This is a genomic window from Paenibacillus sp. DMB5, from assembly GCF_001517085.1.
Classification (GTDB): Bacteria; Bacillota; Bacilli; order Paenibacillales; family Paenibacillaceae; genus Paenibacillus_AQ.
Window position 1 is genome coordinate 1 of record NZ_LRAC01000164.1, and the last position, 19,599, is coordinate 19,599.

Genomic DNA, 19,599 nt, shown 5'->3' on the forward strand with positions numbered 1-19,599 from the left:
TGTATTAGGCACGCCGCCAGCGTTCGTCCTGAGCCAGGATCAAACTCTCCAATAAAGTTATTGAAAAGAGCGATTCGCTCATTTTGAAACATCTGACGAGAATGTTACATTCTCTAATTTGGAATCACCGAAGTGATTTCCGATACTCACTCGTTGTTCAGTTTTCAAAGATCAAGCTCGTTGTCACTGTCGATGTTCTCGTCAGCAGCAACTCTTATACTATATCACATCCGGTCGTTCGTTGCAAGCTCTTTTTTTAATTTCTTTTTTCGAGCTTGGCGTCGATGCTTTTCATCATTTCTTGGCCGGAATAAGAATATACCATGTACAGAAATAGAATGCAAGCATTATTTTAAAATCCTGTACTATTCCACTAATGCAGGCTGATATTCCAATACAATAAAGGAGCTGCTCGCGCAGCCCCGGGTATTGTGTGATTAGTCTTTGTTACGCATATGCGGGAATAGCAGTACATCACGGATAGAAGCAGCATTGGTAAGCAGCATAATCAGCCGGTCCACGCCGATTCCAAGTCCGCCTGTTGGCGGCATGCCATACTCAAGCGCACGGATGAAGTCTTCATCCATCTCATGAGCCTCGTCGTTCCCCTGTTCTTTTTCGTGAATCTGGGCTTCAAAACGCTGGCGCTGGTCAATCGGATCATTAAGCTCGCTGAACGCATTTGCATGCTCACGGGCTACAATAAACAGCTCAAAACGGTCTGTAAACCGCGGATCATGATCGTTCTTCTTCGCCAGCGGCGAAATTTCAACAGGATGCCCCATAACAAACGTAGGCTGAATAAGCGTTTCTTCAACAAACTGCTCGAAGAAGGCATTCAGGATATGGCCAAACGTCATATGCTTTTCAACCGGAACACGGTGTTCCTTAGCCAGACGCTGCGCTTCTTCATCAGTCATATGAACGCCAAAGTCAACGCCTGTAACTTCCTTGACAGCATCAACCATAGTAACACGGCGCCATCCCGGCGACAGGTCAACTTCATGTCCCTGATAGTTGATCTTCTGACTGCCGAGAACCTCCTGGGCAATGTGGGCAATCATATTTTCGGTCAGCTGCATAATGTCTTTGTAGTCGGCATAAGCTTCGTACAGCTCAATCATTGTAAATTCAGGGTTATGGCGTGTTGAAATCCCTTCGTTACGGTATACGCGTCCGATTTCGTAGACTTTTTCCAGACCGCCGACGATCAGGCGCTTCAAGTGAAGCTCAATGGCAATTCGCATATACAGCTGCATGTCCAGCGTATTGTGGTGAGTAATGAACGGACGCGCAGCAGCTCCCCCGGCAATAGCATGCAGCGTCGGAGTTTCCACTTCAAGATAGCCCAGCGAGTCCAGATAACGGCGCATCGACTGGATAATCCGTGAACGGGCAATAAACGTCTGCTGAACCTCAGGGTTGATGATCAAATCAACATAGCGCTGACGGTAGCGCAGTTCAACATCCTTTAAGCCGTGATATTTCTCAGGCAGCGGAAGCAGCGATTTGGATAAAACCTCAAGATTGCTTGCTTTAATAGAGGTTTCACCTGTTTTGGTCTTGAACAACGTTCCGCGTACGCCGATAATGTCTCCCAGATCAAGCACGTTGAATGCCGCATACTGCTCTTCAGGAATGCTGTCCTGGCGCACATAGATCTGAATCTTTCCGCTCAGATCCTGTATGTGGGCGAAGCTGGCTTTTCCCATAACCCGTTTGGCCATAATACGGCCGGCAATGCTTACATCAAGATTAAGCTCGTCCAGTTCTTCCTTGGTCTGTCCGTCATATTTAGCCAGAAGATCCCCGGCGCCTGCTGTACGCTCATACTTCTTGCCGAACGGGTCAATTCCCAGTGCACGCAGCTCGTCCAATTTGGCACGCCGGATGCGCAGCAGCTCGCTGAGCTCATTCTCCGTACTCTCTACCGTATTCAATTCCTCGGTCATGTTCGTTCATCCTCTCTAAAACCATCATGTCATATACATAAGAAGAAACGGCTCCCCAGGCCTAGAGCAAGGGCAGTCCGTTTCAGAGCAAAATCCGAAAAAAGCTTCCCTAAGGAAGCTTTCAGGGGTGTAACGGTTAGTTACTTCATTGTGATATCAAGAATTTTATATTGAATAACGCCTGCAGGAACACTCACATCAACGACTGTACCGACTGTTTTGCCCATAATGGCTCTGCCAACCGGGCTTTCGTTGGAAATCTTGTTGTTAAGCGGGTCCGATTCTGCTGTTCCGACGATTGTGTATTCCATTACGTCGCCATACTCCAGATCTTCAACGCTTACAGTTACTCCTACGCTTACCACATCGGTAAGAATCTCGTCGCTGTTGATAATCCGGGCGTTGCGAAGCATTTTTTCAAGAGTAATGATACGGCCTTCAATAAAAGCCTGCTCGTTCTTCGCGTCTTCATACTCCGAGTTCTCGCTGATATCTCCGTATCCGATTGCCACTTTAATCCGCTCGGCCACTTCACGGCGCTTAACAGATTTGAGGGTCTCCAGTTCTTCTTCCAGACGTTTAAGTCCGTCCGGCGTAAGGATGACTTCTTTATCGCTCATCTCAACCGATTCTCCTGTCGTATACATTTATTGAAAACACCATACTATATGCGAATCCGGAGGGATCAGAACCCTCCCTGCTGCATTAACACTTGCTGTAACGGCGATTTTATACTGTGAAATTATATTGGAACCGTTACTAAATGTCAATGATGTACGAGAAACACCGTTTATTCGGGCATTTGCCCTGTTAAAGTTTCTTGATCATCTTATTATTCGACATTTATCATGGAAGAGTTTATTCCCAATTCTCCTGGTTAGTGACAATTGAGTAATCAACAGAAACTCTGCACCTGAAAAAAAGGACAGATGCAAAGCCCGCACCTGTCCCTTTTATTTATGCCGTTACAACGCTATAAGCGCAGCTTCGTTGTTCTGATCCTCTTCATCCTTGAGCTGGGCGACAAAATCATGCAAAATCCGCACCATCTCATCCCGCTCTGTTCCTTCCATGATGTGATCCTTCACCCGTGCTGCAGCTCTGAAGCCTTTGAGATACCAGGCCAGGTGCTTGCGCATCTCGCGTACAGCTACAGCTTCTCCCTTGAGGGCGATCAGACGATCCATATGAAGAATGGCTACCTTGATCTTCTCTTCTGCTCCAGGCTCGGGCATCAGCTCGCCTGTGCTCAAATACTGTACCGTCCGGTACAGCATCCACGGGTTGCCCAGTGCTCCGCGGCCGATCATTACGCCATCACAGCCGGTCTGGTCAAGCATCGCCCGCGCGTCCTCAGGTGTATTGACGTCACCGTTGCCGATGACCGGAATGGATACGGCTTCCTTGGCCATTTTGATATAGTTCCAGTCGGCACGTCCGGTATAGAGCTGCTCACGGGTACGCCCGTGCACGCTGACCGCTTGGCCTCCGGCACGTTCGACAGCACGCGCATTCTCTTCGACAAAAATATGCTCGCTGTCCCATCCGATTCGCATTTTGACAGTAACCGGCTTATCAACCGCTTCTACAACAGCTGATACCATCTCATAAATCTTATCGGGGTTCAGAAGCCAGCGGGCACCGGCATCACACTTGGTTACCTTGGGTACAGGGCAGCCCATATTAATATCAATAATATCTGCGTTAGTCTCTTTATCGACTACTTTGGCCGCTTCGACCAATGACGCCCGGTCGCCGCCAAAAATCTGCAGACTAAGGGGCTTCTCCCGCTCATCGACAAACAGCATTTCACGCGTACGCTTGTTGCCATGCAGGATCGCCTTGTCACTGACCATTTCCGCACAGACCAGGCCTGTGCCGAATTCTTTGGCGATCAGGCGGAACGCCGGATTGCATACGCCGGCCATCGGTGCCAGAACGACCTGGTTCTTCATTTCAATACTGCCTATTTTCAGCATGCTCATTCACTTCCTTACTGTGCTGTTGTATATAAAACTCTACGCATGTTAAAGGCGTATGCTTAAATCGAAGGATCGGCCAGCTCTTCGGCTGATACGCCGAGAACATCCGCAATTTTATTTAAAATTTCATCCTCTAAGCGCCGGTTTCCCCTCTCCACTGCACCCAGTACGGCGAGAGAAATTCCGACAGAATCCGCCAGCTGCTGCTGGGTATAGCCTTTCAGTTTCCGGAATGCTCTGACCCGTCTTCCCATTCGTTTGATGTCCACAAGCGCATTCCTTCCTTTCCGTCCAATTCTTGAAGCGCTGCAGCAAGCTTGCTGTGAAGCGAAGCCCCTGACTGATCCTGCGGCACAATGTCACTCAGCGGGACCAGTACAAATGCCCTCTCCATCATACGGGGATGCGGCAGCGTTAAATCCGGTGTATCCAAGGTCTGGCCTTCCACCCACAACAAATCCAGATCCACCGTCCGCGGACCGTAACGGATATCCCGTACACGGCCAAGCTGATTCTCAATCTCCAGCATTACTTGGAGCAGAGCTTCAGGTGCAAGCGTAGTGCGGAGTGCAGCAGTCATATTCAAAAACTGCGGCTGATCGAGGTAACCGACCGGCTCTGTCTCATAAATTCTGGAGCAGCGCAATACTTCTATAGCTTCATGCTGGTCAAGCCTGTGTAAGGCTTCCTTAAGAGTCGCCTCACGGTTACCCAAATTAGCCCCTAAAGCAATATAAGCCTCTGATGCCTCAGAGGCGGAGTGTATGTTCATGGACTTGTCTCACTTTCTCGTTCTCCGCAGCTCTACGGTCACACCCTCAAAATGAATGTCGAACGGCGGATGCGGCTTGGTCACTTTAACCGTTACCGCATTGATAATAGTATAAGTGTCCAGTAACACGGATGCAATATGTTCCGCCAAAGCTTCAATTAACTTAAAGGACTTTGTTTCGACAATATTTTTGACTGTGTAATGCACTTCGGCATAGTTTACGGTCTGGGTGAGATCATCGTTCTGCCCTGCTGCCTGAAGGTCAAGCTCCAGTTCCAGATCCACATAAAAGCGCTGGCCGAGCTTGCGTTCCTCTTCAAACACCCCGTGATATCCATAGTATTCCATGCGGTGCAGCTTCATTTTATCCATATCGGGTACCTGCCTTCATATTTAAAATAATCCGCCGCTCTTATCCGGGCTATTCCCGGACCTGCGGCCGGGAGGAATATAACATGGCATCGCACATTTGTACGGTACGTCTGATTCTCGCTACATCATGCACCCGCACGATCTGACAGCCTTGGGCAATGCCAAAAGCCACTGTCGCAGCAGTACCCTCTACAACATCATCGGCCGGGAGATCCAGTACGGTGCGGATGAATTTTTTGCGCGAGGTTGCCAGCAGGACCGGATACCCCATTGCAGCCAGACTGTCGAGCGCCATCATCGCCTGCAGATTCTCGGAATAATCCTTGGCAAAGCCAATCCCCGGGTCAAGAATAATGTTTTCCGGCTTGACCCCAGCCGCTAACACCAGCTCAATGCTGCCCTGCAGATCAGCAGCCATATCGGCTTGCAGCTCCTGATAGTTGCGGTCATGGCGGTTATGCATCAGGATGATCGGACATCCGGCTTCAGCGGCTACTGATGCCATATCCGGGTCCGCCTTCGCCCCCCACACATCATTAATGATGTGCGCTCCCGCCTTTATAGCCTGACGGGCAACCTCTGCCTTATACGTATCTATAGAAAGAACCAGCTGGGGAGCTGCACGGTGAATGCTCTCAATTACAGGCAGCACCCGGTCAAGCTCCTCCTGCATACTTACTGGCTCATGCCCCGGCCGCGTAGATTCTCCGCCTATATCAATGATATCGGCTCCTTCCGCCGCCATCTGCAGCGCATGCTCCACTGCCCGGTCCGGTTCATTCCAGAGACCCCCGTCCGAAAAGGAATCGGGCGTTACATTCAGGATACCCATAATTAATGTCCGGCTCCCCAGGGTCAGCATGCTGTCTGGAAAACGGTAGGTCCGTTTATAGATCACAGGTTTCATCTCAGCGCTTCCGTCCTTTCTCTGTATAACCTGATCAGTTCGGCTGTGTACCTTCCGCAATAGCCTTTACCTGCTTGATAAGGCTCGTTGTCCTGCCACAGAATAGTTACAGGAACAAGCTCCTGTATCGAGTTCGTCAAAAAGATCTCATCAGCCGCAAGCAGCTGCTCCCACTGGTAGAAGCCCTGCTCAGTCTGCAAACCGGCTTCCCGGGCCAGCATGAGTACCATTTCCCGGGTAATTCCCGGCAGGATGCCTGTTGAAATATCCGGGGTATAGAGTACATCCTCGTTAATGAAGAAGATATTACTGACTATCCCTTCGGCAACAAAACCTTGTGCGGTCAGCATCAACCCTTCCGCCCCGCCGGCGGCTGAGGGGTAGCGAGCCAGCTCCCGCTTGGCCAGAATGTTATTCATATAGTGCAGTGACTTCAGCCGTACCGGGCCTTCCGGTGTGTTGCGCGCTGTGTTCAGCAGCTGCAGCCCTTTGCCTTCCAGGTATAGCGACGGGTTCAACTTGGGCAGCTCTTTGATATACAGCAGGTGATTAGGCTTGCTGTATTCTCCGGAAGGAAGTCCCAGTAGATCCTCACCCGCAGTAACGGTATACCGGATATAGGCATCCTGAAGCTCATTGGCATCCATTACCTGCTTAATCCAACTGCGCATGGAAACTCCATCTGCTTCAAACGGTATTCCTAATTGTCTGCAGCCATCAGCCAGCCTGTCCAGGTGCCGCTGCAGCAGAAAAGGAATCCCGTTATAGGTGCGGAAGGTTTCAAACAGGCCCATGCCGTACAAAAAGCCGTGATCCAGAGCGGACACCACGGCGTCTTTGGCTTCAACTGCTATATGGTTTAATCCTATATATTTCATGCCGGTTCTCCGGCTCTCCGTTTCAGGAAGTTGCGGAGCATGGTGTGTCCATGATCGGTAATGATGGATTCCGGGTGGAATTGCACGCCTTCAATCGGGTATTCCCTATGACGCAGTGCCATAATCTCACCTTCGGCGGTCTCGGCGGTAATCTCCAGGCAGTCCGGCAGACTCTCGCGCTCTACAATCAGCGAGTGATATCTTGTAGCGGTAAACGGTGATTCCATCCCTTCAAAGACGGAGGTGCCGTTATGGTGAATCGGCGATGTTTTGCCATGCATCAGACGCTCCGCACGGATCACATTGCCGCCGAAAGCCTGACCGATTGCCTGATGGCCGAGACATACGCCAAAAATAGGGATTACCCCCTTGAAGTGCTGCAGCAGCTCGAGGCTGATACCCGCTTCATTCGGTGTGCATGGCCCCGGTGAAATCAGAATATGGTCGGGCGCCATTGCTTCTATCTCCCCGATTGTAATCTCATCGTTGCGGTGCACCTTTACTTCTTCCCCCAGCTCGCCTAAATACTGCACCAGGTTGTAGGTAAAGGAATCATAGTTATCGATAACCAAGATCATAATGCTGCTCCCCCTTTGGCTCCGCTCGCGGCTTGGGATTCGTGCTGCAGCTCGCTGCAGAGAACCGCCTTTACCACTGCTTTGGCTTTGTTATGGCATTCCCGGTACTCCCGGTACGGATCGGAATCAATTACGATACCTGCGCCTGTCTGAATATAGCCCACTCCATCCTTGACTGCCAGTGTTCTTATTATAATATTTAATTCCATATTTCCGTTATAGTCAATCCAGCCCATCGAGCCTGTATAGGGACCGCGGCGGACCGGCTCCAGCTCCTCGATGATCTCCATCGTGCGCACCTTGGGCGCACCGGTTATGGTGCCGCCGGGAAACAAGGCGGCCATGACATCATAAGCATCCTTGCCGGAGGCGATGCGCCCCTCCACCTGCGAGACGAGATGCATGACATGCGAGTATCGCTCGACGTCAGCAGCTCAGGCACGCTGACCGACCCGTACGCAGCGACACGGCCGATGTCGTTGCGTTCCAGATCGACAAGCATGACATGCTCGGCGATCTCCTTCTCACTCCCGCGTAGCTCCGCCTCCATGGCGGCGTCCTCCGCGGGAGTGAGCCCCCGGCGCCGGGTGCCGGCAATGGGGCGGGCGCTGATCTTGTCCCCGTGCAGCTTGACGAGCAGCTCCGGCGATGCGCTGGAGAGCGCGAAGCCGGGCGAGCGGAGCAGCCCCATGTACGGGGACGGGTTAAGCTTGCGCAGCCATTCATAAACATCCTCCGGCGGAGACTTCAGCTGCGCCTCCTGGCGCAGCGAGAGGTTTACCTGAAATACATCGCCCTGGCGGATGTATTCCTGGACATCCAGCACAGCCTGCTGGAACTGCTCCGGAGAAAAGGCTGACTGCATGCCCGGCCATTGTCCGGTCAGGCTGACGTTCTCTTCAATTGCCGCAACAATGCGTCCGGCTTCTGTCTGCGAGTGTTCTTCGGGTACTGAAGCTGCACAGAGCAGCTCCCATTGCTTCAGCATTTCTTCGGCGCGTACCACTGTCTCATCATAAAGCGTCTGAAGAGCAGAAGGATTCCTTCTGGCCTCCTCCGTTAATGGAGCATGAACTGTGCAATAAACCCTGTCTTCCTGGCTGTCATAGATCCAGAGCTCCTCAAAGCGCATAAACAGGTAGTCAGGGAACCCCGGATGATCTTCAGCCAGTGAAGGCAGCACTTCCAGAGAGCGGACTACATCATAGCTGAGAAAACCGATACAGCCGCCTGTAAACGGAGGCAGACCGGGCAACTCCAGGCGTGGTGAAGTAAATTCATTCATCCAGCTGTGAAGCACATCCAGCGGCTTGCCCAGCAGCTCTCCAGGTCCGTTCTCGCCGGCGGCGGCGCTCAGGGCTGCTTCCTGCAGCCGGAGCACTTTAGCCCGTCCATCCTTCCCTTCAAGCACGGAAACCGGCTGCAGCCCGAGATAAGTGAACCGTCCGCCCTTACCGCTCTCCAGTACTACCGAGTAAGGGGAGGCCTGCTTCCAGGCGCCTGTCCAGGAGGCGGGCAGACCCGGCTGGACCTGTGGGGATTGTATAATTAATGGAAGAAGACTCCAGTTCCCGGTGTTCCATTGCTTCCAATCCTGATACGCTGTTAAGATCTCCAAAGCTATCCTCCTAAAAATATGTGATTCGTAAGCATATTCACGTTTATTGCCTGTCAGTATACTGTACTTCCGGCTGGTTTGAAACCCCTGATCGCAGTTTTCTGCAAAAATAACCGGGAATCGTGTAAATCTAAATATCTCCACTAAGCGGGACTTTTACATATAGCGAATTTAGGAAGTTGCGGAAACCCAAAAACATGTACTATTAAAAAGAGCCTTCACTATCCCTGTACAAGCGGATAGGAAGGCTCCAGTAAACGTTATTTAGTAACTTAGGCTTCGAAGTTGTAAAGCGGTGTGCTCAGGTAACGTTCACCGTTACTTGGGATGACAACAACCACTTTTTTGCCTGCGCCAAGCTCTTTGGCTACTTTGAGAGCTGCAAACACAGCCGCACCGGATGAAATACCGGACAGTACGCCCTCTTCTTTGGCAACACGGCGAGCCGTTTCGAATGCTTCATCATTCTCAACGTGAATAATTTCATCGTAGATATTCTGGTTCAGAATCTCAGGGATGAAGTTCGCACCGATCCCCTGGATTTTGTGCGGGCCTGGTTTGCCGCCGGCCAGGATCGGGGAAGCTGCAGGTTCTACCGCATATACCTTCACGCCTGGATATTGCTTCTTCAGCACTTCACCCGCGCCGGAGATCGTTCCTCCTGTACCAATACCTGCAACAAAAGCGTCGAGAGGACCGCCAATGGATTCAATGGCTTCAACAATCTCAGGACCTGTAGTTTCAAGGTGGATCTTCAGATTGGCCTTGTTCTTAAACTGGTCTGCAAGGAAGTAGTCCGGGTTCTCGGCCAGGATCTGCTCAGCCTTCTTAACCGCACCGTTCATACCCTCCGAGCCCGGAGTCAGCACGAGTTCAGCACCGTAGGCACGCAGCAGGTTCCGTCGCTCAAGGCTCATCGTTTCAGGCATAACAATAATCGCCTTATAACCCTTGGCAGCTGCAACCAGCGCAAGTCCGATACCCGTGTTGCCGCTTGTAGCTTCTACAATTGTTCCGCCCGGCTTAAGCAGACCTTCCTTCTCAGCTTCTTCAACGATGCTGAGGGCAATGCGGTCCTTAACGCTGGAGCCCGGGTTCTGGTATTCCAGCTTCAGGTAGATCTCTGCAGAACCTTCTGGAGCAATCCGGTTCAAACGGACGAGCGGTGTGCCACCAATCAGATCTGTTACACTGTTAACGACTTTAGCCATGAGCAAAAACCTCCTTGGAATATTAAATGATATATGAGTACGTAACTTGTGACGGATGTCTTCAGCATGTAATTCCTGCACCAGGATATTATTACCGCAGCGCCAAGTTATAACGCTGTCTTAGCGGCTGTCTTGGATCATCCGCCGCCGATCATTCCCGACTAAAACAGTAGGTTTTACATTTATCCTCATATTATCAATCTTGCAGGCTATTGTCAACATATATCGCTGTCTCATATTTCTTACGCAGGTCGCTTTCCACCTGCTGTAACGGTGCTGCCTGCTCAAGCGCCAGCTCACGCCGCACCTGTGCTCTGATCTGAGCTTCATCATCCCGGGGCGGATCAACAATACTCTCCAGCCGGATTACGGCATAGTCTTCACCAGCCGGCAAGGGACCAGCGATATCGCCCGCTTCAAGCCCGGCTGCTGTCTGGAGCAGCTCCGCCGGCCAGAACGGGTCATTCTCCTCTACCATGCCGATGCTTCCGCCATGCTCCCTGCTTTCAGGATCAGTCGATACCTCTCTGGCCAGGGCAGCGAAATTCTCACCCTGCTCCAGCCGGTCCATTACCGAATCCGCCTCTTCGTAGGTACCTACTCTAATGATAGCCAGCTGCATTGCTTCTTGGGTGCAAAACGCTCGGCGTTCTCTGCCAGATATTCATCGATAGCTGTATCGCCGATCATTATGCCCTCTGTAGCTACCGCCTGAAGGGTCAGCCGGTAAACGGCCTCTTCGCGGATCTCCTGACGGGATAACCCGAGCTCTGACTGCATTTGAGCGTAATACTGTTCTTCTGAGCTGTATCCGGCCATGCTGTGCCTGAGTTCCTCCTCAATATCTGCCTCTGTTACCTTGATGCCGAGCGCTTTAGCTTCTTTATCGACTACAATGTGATTGAGCATAGCCAGAAGAACTTCATCTCCATGCTTTTTTTTAAGCTCATCCATCCATTCCCGGTCCGTTATCCGCTGTCCGCCTGCAGCCGCCACATCCGCAGACTCCCCTTCTGCAGCATCTCCCTTGAGGACAGCCATTGCCCGCAGGCTCCAGAAAAGCAGTCCCCCGAGCACCATTGTACCGACCGCAAGAATAACAACCGTATTGCGCAGTGCGCGCTCTTGTCTAGTCATCATCCTACAGGCCTACGATCTTGCCTGATCCAGGATCGCCTGCATTTCATCTTTATTAAATAAATAGGCTTCGTTGCAAAAATGGCATACAACCTCCGCCTGATCATCTTCTTCAATTAACCGTTCCAGCTCATGCTGGCCCAGGCTGATCAGTGTCTGCTCCACCCGTTCCCGCGAGCATTGACATTTAAACACAATATCCAGCCCATCAAGGATTACCGCTTCCGGTAAAAGATAAGTCAGCATCTCCTCCGGCTCAAGTCCCTGATCAAGCAGGGCCGTAACCGAGGGCATCGTGCTCAGCGTCTGCTCAATTTCGCTGATTTCCGCATCGGTAAGACCCGGAAGCAGCTGAATAATAAAGCCGCCGGCCACACGGACCGAGTTGTCGGCTTCAACCAATACGCCCAGCCCGACCGCCGCCGGTGTCTGTTCTGAAATCGCAAAATAATAAGTAAAATCATCGCCCAGCTCTCCCGACACAATCGGGACGCTGCCGCGATACGGCTCCTTGAGCCCCAAATCCTTACTGACATCAATAAACCCTTCTGTTCCTACGGCACCTGCAACATCCAGCTTCCCAAGACTGTTGCTCGGCAGATGAACATGCGGATTGCTTACATAGCCGCGCACTTCCCCGCGGGCATTGGATTCAGCTGTAATCTGGCCGATCGGCCCGTTACCTTTAACCATCACCGCAAGCTTCTCTTCTCCCTTGAGCATGGCACCCATCATGGCTGCAGCGGTTACTGTACGGCCCAGTGCAGCCGTAGCTGTCGGGTAAGTATCATGTCTGCGCCGCAGTTCCTCAACAAGCTCTGTTGTCCGGACAGTGAATGCCCGGACTCTGCCGTGCAGCGCAGTTCCCCGGACCAGCCGGTCTTTTTTCTTTTCCATTGGGTCATACCCTCCTGTCTCTGAGCCTGATTCAGGCTTCTTTATCTTTATTGGTTACGGTCATAAATAATGCGCAGACCTTCTAGTGTGAGCATTGGATTCACTTCGTCTATACAGTCCGTTTCCCCGGCAATAAGGGTAGCCAGTCCGCCAGTGGCGATCACCTTAAGCACCGGAGCATTCATCTCCTGCTTGATTCTCCGCACAATCCCCTCAACCTGTCCGGCATATCCAAAAATAATCCCGGCCTGCATGGCATGTACGGTATTGCGCCCGATTACCTTCTTCGGCTTCTCCAGCTCAATCCGCGGCAGCTTGGATGCCCGCTGATAGAGGGCTTCCGTGGAAATACCCAGTCCCGGGACAATGGCTCCGCCCAAGTAGTTGGCACCGGCATCAATACAGTCAAAGGTAGTCGCTGTCCCGAAGTCTACAACAACAAGCGGGCATTTGTACTGCTCGATAGCGGCGACTGCGTTAACAATCCGGTCAGCCCCGACTTCACGGGGATTCTCATAACGCAGGTTAAGTCCGGTCTTGATGCCGGGACCGACAAGCAGGGGATCTTTACCGATGTATTTTACACACATCTCCACAATTACTTGAACAAGCGGAGGCACGACAGAAGAGATAATGACACCCTCCACATCCTTGAAGGAGATATTCGACATCTGGAACAGATTGTGAATGAGCACGCCATATTCATCGACTGTGGACTGGCGGGCCGTACTGAGCCGGAAATGATGCAGCAGCTCACGCTTACGGTATATGCCGAGCACAATATTAGTATTGCCGATATCAACTGCAAGCATCATGACAGCGGCCCCTCCTTCCGGGCGTTAAGGTCCAGACTGATGTCCAGACTGTTGAAGGAGTACGTCAGCCGGCCGACAGAAATCACATCTACACCTGATTCCGCGATACGGCGCACTGTCTCCAGAGACACATTGCCGGAAGCTTCCGTTTTGACATGAGGCGATTTGGTCTTGATTCTTCTGACGGCTTCTTTCATCAGTTCAGGCTCCATATTGTCGAGCATTATAATATCCGCTCCTGCTGTAAGGGCTTCCTCTACCTGCTCAAGGCTCTCTGTTTCCACCTCAATCATCATGGTATGCGGAATATTGGCCCGGGCCGCCCCACAGCCTGAAGAATACCCCCGGCTCCCTTAATATGATTATCCTTAATCATTACAGCATCGTATAAGCCGAACCGGTGATTTGCCCCGCCTCCGACACGCACAGCGTACTTCTCCAGCATCCGGTGGCCCGGTGTAGTCTTGCGAGTATCGACCAGACGCGTCGGCAAGCCATCCAATAGCTCTACAAACGCCGCAGTCCGAGAAGCAACTCCCGACAGCCGCTGCATAAGATTAAGTGCAAGCCGCTCACCGGTAAGAATAGCATGAGTGCTTCCTTCCACTTCAGCAATTATCGTTCCTTTAGACACATTCTGCCCTTCTTGAACCAGCGGGGTGAACACGAGCGACGGGTCAACGACTTCAAATACCAGCTCTGCTACAGGCAGACCGCAGATCACACCGGCCTCCTTTGCATGAATAATTCCTTTGGACTCGTGGCCGGCTGGTATAGTGGTCCGGGTTGTAATATCGCCTGAACCCACGTCCTCCTGTAGCCAGCTTTTTATCAACTGTACCAGTTCTTCATTATATCCATTAAACATCATCACTAAATTCCTCCACTATGCCCAGATCACGGATCTGAAGCAGATGTTTCTGCCACTTCGCATCATCGCGCAGCGGATAATCCTCCCTGTAATGGGCTCCGCGGCTCTCCTGCCGTGCGAGTGCTGATTCAGTGATCAGCAGACTGCAGGTAAGCATATTGGCAAACTCATATTCCTCGCGCTTTGTAAGTGCGGCATTAAAAATCGGCAGCTGCGCTTCAGCTCATCCAACCCTTTATTCAGCATTCCCTCATTACGTCGCAGTCCCGCATAACGGACCATTACCTTCTGAAGTTTCAGCCGGCGTTCCACAATAGCCTGAATCGGTGATTCTGTGCGTCCTTCATTGCAGCCCGCTGACAGGCTGGTCCAGTCGGCCGGAGCAAGCTCACGGATGCGTTCTGTAATCCGCCGTCCGAACACTATAGCTTCAGACAAGGAGTTGCTGGCCAGCCGGTTAGCCCCCTGTACTCCGGTTGAAGATACTTCTCCGCAGGCAAACAGGCGGGCGATATTGCTCTCCCCGTTCAGATCGGTTTTGATTCCCCCCATCATATAGTGCGCAGCAGGAGCCACTGGAATCCAGTCACTTGTAATATCGAGTCCGTAGCTCATGCAGGTTTCATAAATGGTCGGAAAACGGTGCTTCACCATATCAGCCGGCTCATGGGTAATATCAAGATAAACAAAGGTGGATTTGGTCAGCTCCATTTCACTGACTATGGCCCTTGCCACAATATCGCGCGGTGCGAGCTCAAGCAATTCATGATACCGTTCCATGAAACGGTCCCCGTGTATATTACGCAGTACGGCACCCTCGCCGCGAACTGCCTCCGAAATCAGAAAGCGTGGTGCTCCGGGATAACAGAGTGCTGTCGGATGAAACTGGATAAATTCCATATCCCGTACATGGGCTCCTGCCCGGTAAGCAATGGCTACCCCATCACCTGTAGCTACCTCAGGATTAGTGGTGTAGCGGTACAATTGCCCCGCTCCCCCCGAACAGAGAACGGTAGCATCTGCCTGCAGAAACAGCCTTTCGCCGTTTGGCCGCTGTACCAGGGCTCCAGCGCATTCGCCTTGTTCCGTAATCAGATCGATGACAAAATGATCATCCCAGACTTCAATATTCCTGTCCTGCTTGACCTGCTCTATAAGCGCACGTACGATTTCATATCCGGTAGCATCACCATTGGCATGCAAAATACGGCGGTGGCTATGAGCCCCTTCCTGGGTTAAAGCCAGTACACCGTTCTCTTCATCAAATATAGTGCCCAGCCGGATCAGCTCACGCACACCCTCCGGACCCTCATTAACTAAAACATCCACCGCAGCAGAGGAGTTCAGCCCGGCACCCGCCATCAGGGTATCCTGCCGGTGATACTCCGGAGAGTCTTCTTCCGAAAAGACCGCAGCAATTCCGCCCTGTGCATACCGGGTATTGCTCTCCATCAGCGACTTCTTGGTAAGTACTATAACTTTCCGGTCCTCAGCGGCTTTGATGGCAGTGAACAGTCCTGCAATACCTGAACCGATTACAATTACGTCTGTTTTTACTGAAGGAAGCCCGTGAACATCGAAATCTACTAAATATTGTGGAATCATGACCGCTATTCACCTGTTTCAACGAAAGAGTAGCGCATGCTACCGGACTTGTAGCATGCGCTCTAGGGAGGTTCTGGCTTTGTCGGCGACAGCGGGCGGTACGTAAATCTGCGGCTTCATCGTCTCCAGGCACTTAACCAGCTTCTTTAGATTATTAACCTTCATATTAGGACATACGAGGAATTTGGTTGCAAAATGGAACTCCTTATCAGGACTGTCCATGCGCAGCTGATAGCCCGTTCCATCCTCTGTTCCAACGATAAACTGCCGGCGGTCCGATTTCCGACAATAATCGATAATTGAGGTGGTGCTCCCCACATAATCCCCCATTGCAACAACTTCCGGCCGGCATTCCGGGTGAACAACAAATTCGGCTTCCGGATATTTGGCCTTCATTTCAATAACATCTTTAACTGTAAGCATGTCATGAGTGTTGCAGTAGCCTTCCCAGATAATCAGTTTCTTTCCGGTCTTTTCCTGAACATAATGGCCCAGGTTTTTATCGGGCACCCAGATAATCTCTTCCGCATCAAGCGATTCAATGACTCTGACCGCATTGGCCGAGGTACAGCAAATATCCGTCTCCGCCTTAATCTCAGCAGATGAGTTGATATAAGTGACTACCTTGGCGTTCGGATGCTGAGCCTTGAGCCTGCGGAGTCCGTCTACATTGACCATATCAGCCATCGGGCAGCCGGCGCGTTCGTCTGGAATGAGTACTGTTTTGTTCGGAGCAAGAATTTTAGCGCTTTCCCCCATAAAGTGAACGCCGCAGAAAACAATGACCTCTGCATCCGTCTCTGCTGCCTTTTGAGCAAGTAAAAAAGAATCACCCCGGAAATCCGCTACCTCCTGAATTTCGTCACGCTGATAATAATGAGCCAGAATAATTGCATTACGTTCTTTCTTAAGCTGTTCGAGGCGCCCACGAAGTTCGCGGTTCTGTTCCTGCTTGCGCTCAAGCGCCAGAGCTTCCACGGTTAATTGTCCCCCTTAATTCTAGTGGCTTGTATTGCCGTTCAATCCTTATAAAATCCCTATTCCATACTGGTCTGCACAGCCACCCGGCTCTGCTATATCATGGATCTTCTAATATTTAATAGTTAATCACTAATGTACACAACGTTACCCCCACTGTCAATGTAACGAACCATTCACAGTACGCCCCAGTGGTAACAAAATGTCAGAGCGACGATTGAAAAACGGTCATGCTTACCTGCCTGTTATTCCATAAAAAACCGAGAACCCTCAGGTTCTCCGGTGCGCCATTCTTACAGGCTTCTTATTGGATTAGACGAGGTTGCCGCCTCCGTCTTTGTTGCCGCCGTTCGGATCATTACCTTCTCCGGAATCCGGCTTGTTCGGAATGTCCTTGGTCAGATCAGGCAGGGACGATGGTGTTTCGTCAGTTTTGCCCTGGATACGGACCCGTACATCTCCGATCGAATCAATAACAGGTTCGCCGCCTTCATGCGTAACACCTTCTACTTCAGCCGGTTTGCCGTCTTCAGTCAGGTAACCCTGTTCAATCAGTTCCTTGATCTGATCAAGCTCCAGTGTTTCCTTCTCAAGAAGGGTGTTTGCAATCAGGTGCATTTCCTTGGAATACTTAGTCAGCAGCTCACGGCAGCGTTCATAGCAATCACGGATAAAGCGCTGCATTTCCTGATCAATTTCGTATGCGATGGAATCACTGTAGTTCTGCTCATGTCCGATATCACGGCCCAGGAATACCTGGCCCTGGGAAGTGCCGAACTGCATTGGCCCCAGCTTGTCACTCATACCGTATTGCATAATCATGCTGCGCACGATGCTTGTTGCCTGCTGGAAGTCACTATATGCTCCAGTGCCGATTTCACCAATGAACATTTCTTCGGCTACACGTCCGCCGAGGAGTCCTGTTACTTTATCAAGCAGTTCCTGCTTGGTAACCAGCATACGGTCTTCCTTAGGAAGCATGATGACATATCCGCCTGCGCGTCCGCGCGGGATGATGGTAACCTTGTGAACCATATCGGCATGCTCCAGGAAGTATCCTGCGATGGTATGGCCTGCTTCGTGATAAGCTACGATGCGTTTCTCACGGTCGCTGATAATGCGGCTGCGCTTCTCAGTACCCACGATTACGCGGTCAATCGCTTCATCTACTTCGCGCATGCCGATATCCTTGCGGTTGCGGCGGGCAGCGAGCAGGGCTGCTTCATTAAGCAGGTTCTCCAGGTCAGCCCCGGTAAATCCGGTAGTACGCTTCGCAATGACATCAAGCTTAACGTCCTTGGTCAGCGGCTTGTTGCGGGAATGAACTTTCAGTACAGCTTCACGGCCCTTCACGTCAGGGCGGTCAACCGTAATCTGACGGTCGAAACGTCCCGGACGGAGCAGCGCCGGATCGAGTATGTCTGCGCGGTTGGTTGCCGCGACGATGATAATGCCTTCGTTGCCGCCAAAGCCGTCCATTTCGACGAGCAATTGGTTGAGTGTCTGTTCGCGTTCATCATGTCCGCCCCCCAGTCCGGCGCCGCGCTGACGGCCCACTGCATCAATTTCATCAATGAAAATGATACATGGCGCGTTCTTCTTGGCATTCTCGAACAGGTCACGTACACGGGAAGCACCGACACCGACAAACATTTCTACAAAGTCAGAACCGGAGATACTGAAGAACGGAACGCCTGCTTCACCGGCAACTGCACGGGCCAGCAGGGTTTTACCTGTACCTGGAGGGCCGACAAGCAGCACCCCTTTGGGGATACGGGCACCCACTGCAGCAAATTTGCGCGGGTCCTTCAGGAATTCAACGACTTCAACAAGCTCCTGTTTCTCTTCATCAGCACCGGCAACATCCTCGAAGCTGATTTTCTTCTTCTCTTCGTTGTACAGGCGGGCTTTGCTCTTGCCAAAGTTCATTACTTTGCCGCCGCCGCCCTGTGCATTATTGAAAAGGAAGAAGAACAGGATGAACATAATAACCAGCGGGATAATGGAAGAAAGGAATGTCAGCCAGATGCTGTCACCCTCCATTTTCTTCTGGGTCAGCTCGACGCCGTTGGAATCACTGGCGGCAATGAGCTCATTAATCGCTGCATCTGTAGGAGGTACATATGTGGAGAAGTTTTTCGATTTGGTATCAGTCGGCAAATTTTTGTATTCGCCGGTAACCAGAAAAGCGTTACCTTCAAACTGAATCGTCATGCTCTTCACATTGTTGGCTTTGATCTCCTGTCGTAACTCATCGTATCTAGGGAAATCGGCGGATTCATTTCCATTGCTGACAAACTGGACAATGCCCACCACGACTAAAAATAAAATCAAATAAAAACCAGAATTCCGGATGAACCGATTCATCCCCTACCTCCTCTCACAACGCTCAAGTTATTGTACCATAGCCTGCCCGGAGTCCTCAAATAACATCAGGCCCGGGAATCTGATCCGTGGATCTAAGGCTGTCGAATAGTTTATTTGGTGTAAATTTCAGGCTTTAGCACACCGACATAAGGGAGGTTCCGGTACAGCTCGGCATAGTCCAGACCATAGCCCACCAGAAAGGCATCAGGAATCACAAAGCCGGTATATTCAGCTTCAAGAGTCACTGCACGGCCTGACGGCTTGTCGAACAAAGTTACTACTTTAATGGAAGCAGCATTACGGCCCTGCAGCATGTCGATCAGATAGCTGAGCGTAAGGCCACTGTCGATAATGTCCTCAACAATCAGAACATCACGGCCTTCGACCGAAGTATCAAGATCCTTAATAATTTTGACTATACCGGATGATTTGGTCGTGCCGCCATAGCTGGATACCGCCATAAAGTCCATTTCGACAGGTACTGTAATCACTTTAACCAGATCTGCCATAAAGATAAACGCGCCCTTGAGTACACAAATTACTAAAGGCGTGCGTCCTGCGTATTCTTCGCTCAGCTGGGCGCCAAGCTCCCTGATTCTTTGTTGAATTTCCTCTTCGCTGATCAAGATTTCCTGAATATCATTCTGCAACTTGCGAAC

At 51.2% G+C, this 19,599-nt stretch carries 17 protein-coding genes and 3 pseudogenes; all 20 read right to left on the reverse strand.

All coding sequences use genetic code 11. The annotated features are described in order from the left end of the window. Positions 1-437 precede the first annotated feature (437 nt). The 20 genes and pseudogenes from lysS to hpt all read right to left on the reverse strand — a co-directional run bounded on the left by lysS (position 438) and on the right by hpt (position 19,590). Entirely contained in the window at positions 438-1,952 is a 1,515-nt protein-coding gene (gene lysS, locus AWJ19_RS30610) for a lysine--tRNA ligase (protein WP_068729205.1), read from the reverse strand. Between the two features lie 140 nt (positions 1,953-2,092). Continuing rightward, positions 2,093-2,572, reverse strand: a complete 480-nt coding sequence (gene greA, locus AWJ19_RS30615; protein ID WP_068729207.1) for a transcription elongation factor GreA — start codon at positions 2,570-2,572, stop codon at positions 2,093-2,095. 345 nt (positions 2,573-2,917) lie between these two features. After that, the gene (gene dusB, locus AWJ19_RS30620; protein ID WP_068729210.1) at positions 2,918-3,931 is read right to left on the reverse strand and encodes a tRNA dihydrouridine synthase DusB; all 1,014 of its coding nucleotides are present in this window, start codon (positions 3,929-3,931) and stop codon (positions 2,918-2,920) included. Positions 3,932-3,993: 62 nt separating this feature from the next. Then, on the reverse strand, positions 3,994-4,203 hold the full coding sequence (locus AWJ19_RS30625; RefSeq protein ID WP_068729212.1) for a helix-turn-helix transcriptional regulator: 210 nt from the start codon (positions 4,201-4,203) through the stop codon (positions 3,994-3,996). After that, complete coding sequence (folK, locus tag AWJ19_RS30630) at positions 4,155-4,706, reverse strand: 2-amino-4-hydroxy-6-hydroxymethyldihydropteridine diphosphokinase (RefSeq protein WP_068729214.1); 552 nt, start codon at positions 4,704-4,706, stop codon at positions 4,155-4,157. The genes AWJ19_RS30625 and folK overlap by 49 nt, the downstream gene beginning before the upstream one ends. 9 nt (positions 4,707-4,715) lie before the next feature. After that, positions 4,716-5,078 (reverse strand): dihydroneopterin aldolase, encoded by a 363-nt coding sequence (gene folB, locus AWJ19_RS30635; RefSeq protein WP_068729217.1) that lies wholly within the window; start codon positions 5,076-5,078, stop codon positions 4,716-4,718. 49 nt (positions 5,079-5,127) lie between these two features. Beyond that, positions 5,128-5,985: a dihydropteroate synthase gene (gene folP / locus AWJ19_RS30640; protein ID WP_068729219.1), complete on the reverse strand. Its 858-nt coding sequence runs from the start codon at positions 5,983-5,985 to the stop codon at positions 5,128-5,130. Then, entirely contained in the window at positions 5,982-6,863 is an 882-nt protein-coding gene (locus AWJ19_RS30645) for an aminotransferase class IV (protein ID WP_068729221.1), read from the reverse strand. Before AWJ19_RS30645 ends, folP begins: the two co-directional genes overlap by 4 nt. Further along, positions 6,860-7,441, reverse strand: coding sequence for an aminodeoxychorismate/anthranilate synthase component II (gene pabA / locus AWJ19_RS30650; RefSeq protein WP_068729223.1), 582 nt, complete (start codon positions 7,439-7,441; stop codon positions 6,860-6,862). Before pabA ends, AWJ19_RS30645 begins: the two co-directional genes overlap by 4 nt. After that, positions 7,438-9,059: pseudogene (locus AWJ19_RS30655) on the reverse strand (anthranilate synthase component I family protein). The gene pabA and the pseudogene AWJ19_RS30655 overlap by 4 nt, the downstream one beginning before the upstream one ends. A gap of 272 nt (positions 9,060-9,331) precedes the next feature. Next, positions 9,332-10,270: a cysteine synthase A gene (gene cysK, locus AWJ19_RS30660; protein WP_068729225.1), complete on the reverse strand. Its 939-nt coding sequence runs from the start codon at positions 10,268-10,270 to the stop codon at positions 9,332-9,334. Positions 10,271-10,466: 196 nt separating this feature from the next. Then, a complete protein-coding gene (locus tag AWJ19_RS34455) occupies positions 10,467-10,892 on the reverse strand; it encodes a peptidylprolyl isomerase (RefSeq protein WP_082708216.1) in 426 nt (141 codons plus the stop codon). Beyond that, positions 10,868-11,410: a hypothetical protein gene (locus tag AWJ19_RS34460; RefSeq protein WP_157890118.1), complete on the reverse strand. Its 543-nt coding sequence runs from the start codon at positions 11,408-11,410 to the stop codon at positions 10,868-10,870. Before AWJ19_RS34460 ends, AWJ19_RS34455 begins: the two co-directional genes overlap by 25 nt. A 9-nt stretch (positions 11,411-11,419) precedes the next feature. Then, entirely contained in the window at positions 11,420-12,304 is an 885-nt protein-coding gene (gene hslO / locus AWJ19_RS30670; RefSeq protein WP_068729227.1) for an Hsp33 family molecular chaperone HslO, read from the reverse strand. 47 nt (positions 12,305-12,351) lie between these two features. Next, complete coding sequence (locus AWJ19_RS30675) at positions 12,352-13,119, reverse strand: type III pantothenate kinase (protein ID WP_042171879.1); 768 nt, start codon at positions 13,117-13,119, stop codon at positions 12,352-12,354. Further along, positions 13,116-13,990, reverse strand: a pseudogene (gene nadC / locus AWJ19_RS30680) (carboxylating nicotinate-nucleotide diphosphorylase). The gene AWJ19_RS30675 and the pseudogene nadC overlap by 4 nt, the downstream one beginning before the upstream one ends. After that, positions 13,980-15,595: pseudogene (gene nadB / locus AWJ19_RS30685) on the reverse strand (L-aspartate oxidase). Before nadB ends, nadC begins: the two co-directional pseudogenes overlap by 11 nt. A gap of 39 nt (positions 15,596-15,634) precedes the next feature. Further along, positions 15,635-16,573: a quinolinate synthase NadA gene (nadA, locus tag AWJ19_RS30690; RefSeq protein ID WP_068729229.1), complete on the reverse strand. Its 939-nt coding sequence runs from the start codon at positions 16,571-16,573 to the stop codon at positions 15,635-15,637. 312 nt (positions 16,574-16,885) lie between these two features. Then, positions 16,886-18,940 (reverse strand): ATP-dependent zinc metalloprotease FtsH, encoded by a 2,055-nt coding sequence (ftsH, locus tag AWJ19_RS30695; protein ID WP_068729231.1) that lies wholly within the window; start codon positions 18,938-18,940, stop codon positions 16,886-16,888. A 110-nt stretch (positions 18,941-19,050) separates the two neighbouring features. Further along, entirely contained in the window at positions 19,051-19,590 is a 540-nt protein-coding gene (gene hpt / locus AWJ19_RS30700) for a hypoxanthine phosphoribosyltransferase (protein WP_039868902.1), read from the reverse strand. Positions 19,591-19,599 lie beyond the last annotated feature (9 nt).

Excerpts from the sequence above, each read along its gene's own strand:
- lysS (WP_068729205.1), bottom strand. The coding sequence starts at position 1,952 with ATGACCGAGGAATTGAATACGGTAGAGAGTACGGAGAATGAGCTCAGC.
- greA (WP_068729207.1), bottom strand. The coding sequence starts at position 2,572 with ATGAGCGATAAAGAAGTCATCCTTACGCCGGACGGACTTAAACGTCTG.
- dusB (WP_068729210.1), bottom strand. The coding sequence starts at position 3,931 with ATGCTGAAAATAGGCAGTATTGAAATGAAGAACCAGGTCGTTCTGGCA.
- folK (WP_068729214.1), bottom strand. The coding sequence starts at position 4,706 with ATGAACATACACTCCGCCTCTGAGGCATCAGAGGCTTATATTGCTTTA.
- folB (WP_068729217.1), bottom strand. The coding sequence starts at position 5,078 with ATGGATAAAATGAAGCTGCACCGCATGGAATACTATGGATATCACGGG.
- folP (WP_068729219.1), bottom strand. The coding sequence starts at position 5,985 with ATGAAACCTGTGATCTATAAACGGACCTACCGTTTTCCAGACAGCATG.
- AWJ19_RS30645 (WP_068729221.1), bottom strand. The coding sequence starts at position 6,863 with ATGAAATATATAGGATTAAACCATATAGCAGTTGAAGCCAAAGACGCC.
- pabA (WP_068729223.1), bottom strand. The coding sequence starts at position 7,441 with ATGATCTTGGTTATCGATAACTATGATTCCTTTACCTACAACCTGGTG.
- cysK (WP_068729225.1), bottom strand. The coding sequence starts at position 10,270 with ATGGCTAAAGTCGTTAACAGTGTAACAGATCTGATTGGTGGCACACCG.
- AWJ19_RS34455 (WP_082708216.1), bottom strand. The coding sequence starts at position 10,892 with ATGCAGCTGGCTATCATTAGAGTAGGTACCTACGAAGAGGCGGATTCG.
- AWJ19_RS34460 (WP_157890118.1), bottom strand. The coding sequence starts at position 11,410 with ATGATGACTAGACAAGAGCGCGCACTGCGCAATACGGTTGTTATTCTT.
- hslO (WP_068729227.1), bottom strand. The coding sequence starts at position 12,304 with ATGGAAAAGAAAAAAGACCGGCTGGTCCGGGGAACTGCGCTGCACGGC.
- AWJ19_RS30675 (WP_042171879.1), bottom strand. The coding sequence starts at position 13,119 with ATGATGCTTGCAGTTGATATCGGCAATACTAATATTGTGCTCGGCATA.
- ftsH (WP_068729231.1), bottom strand. The coding sequence starts at position 18,940 with ATGAATCGGTTCATCCGGAATTCTGGTTTTTATTTGATTTTATTTTTA.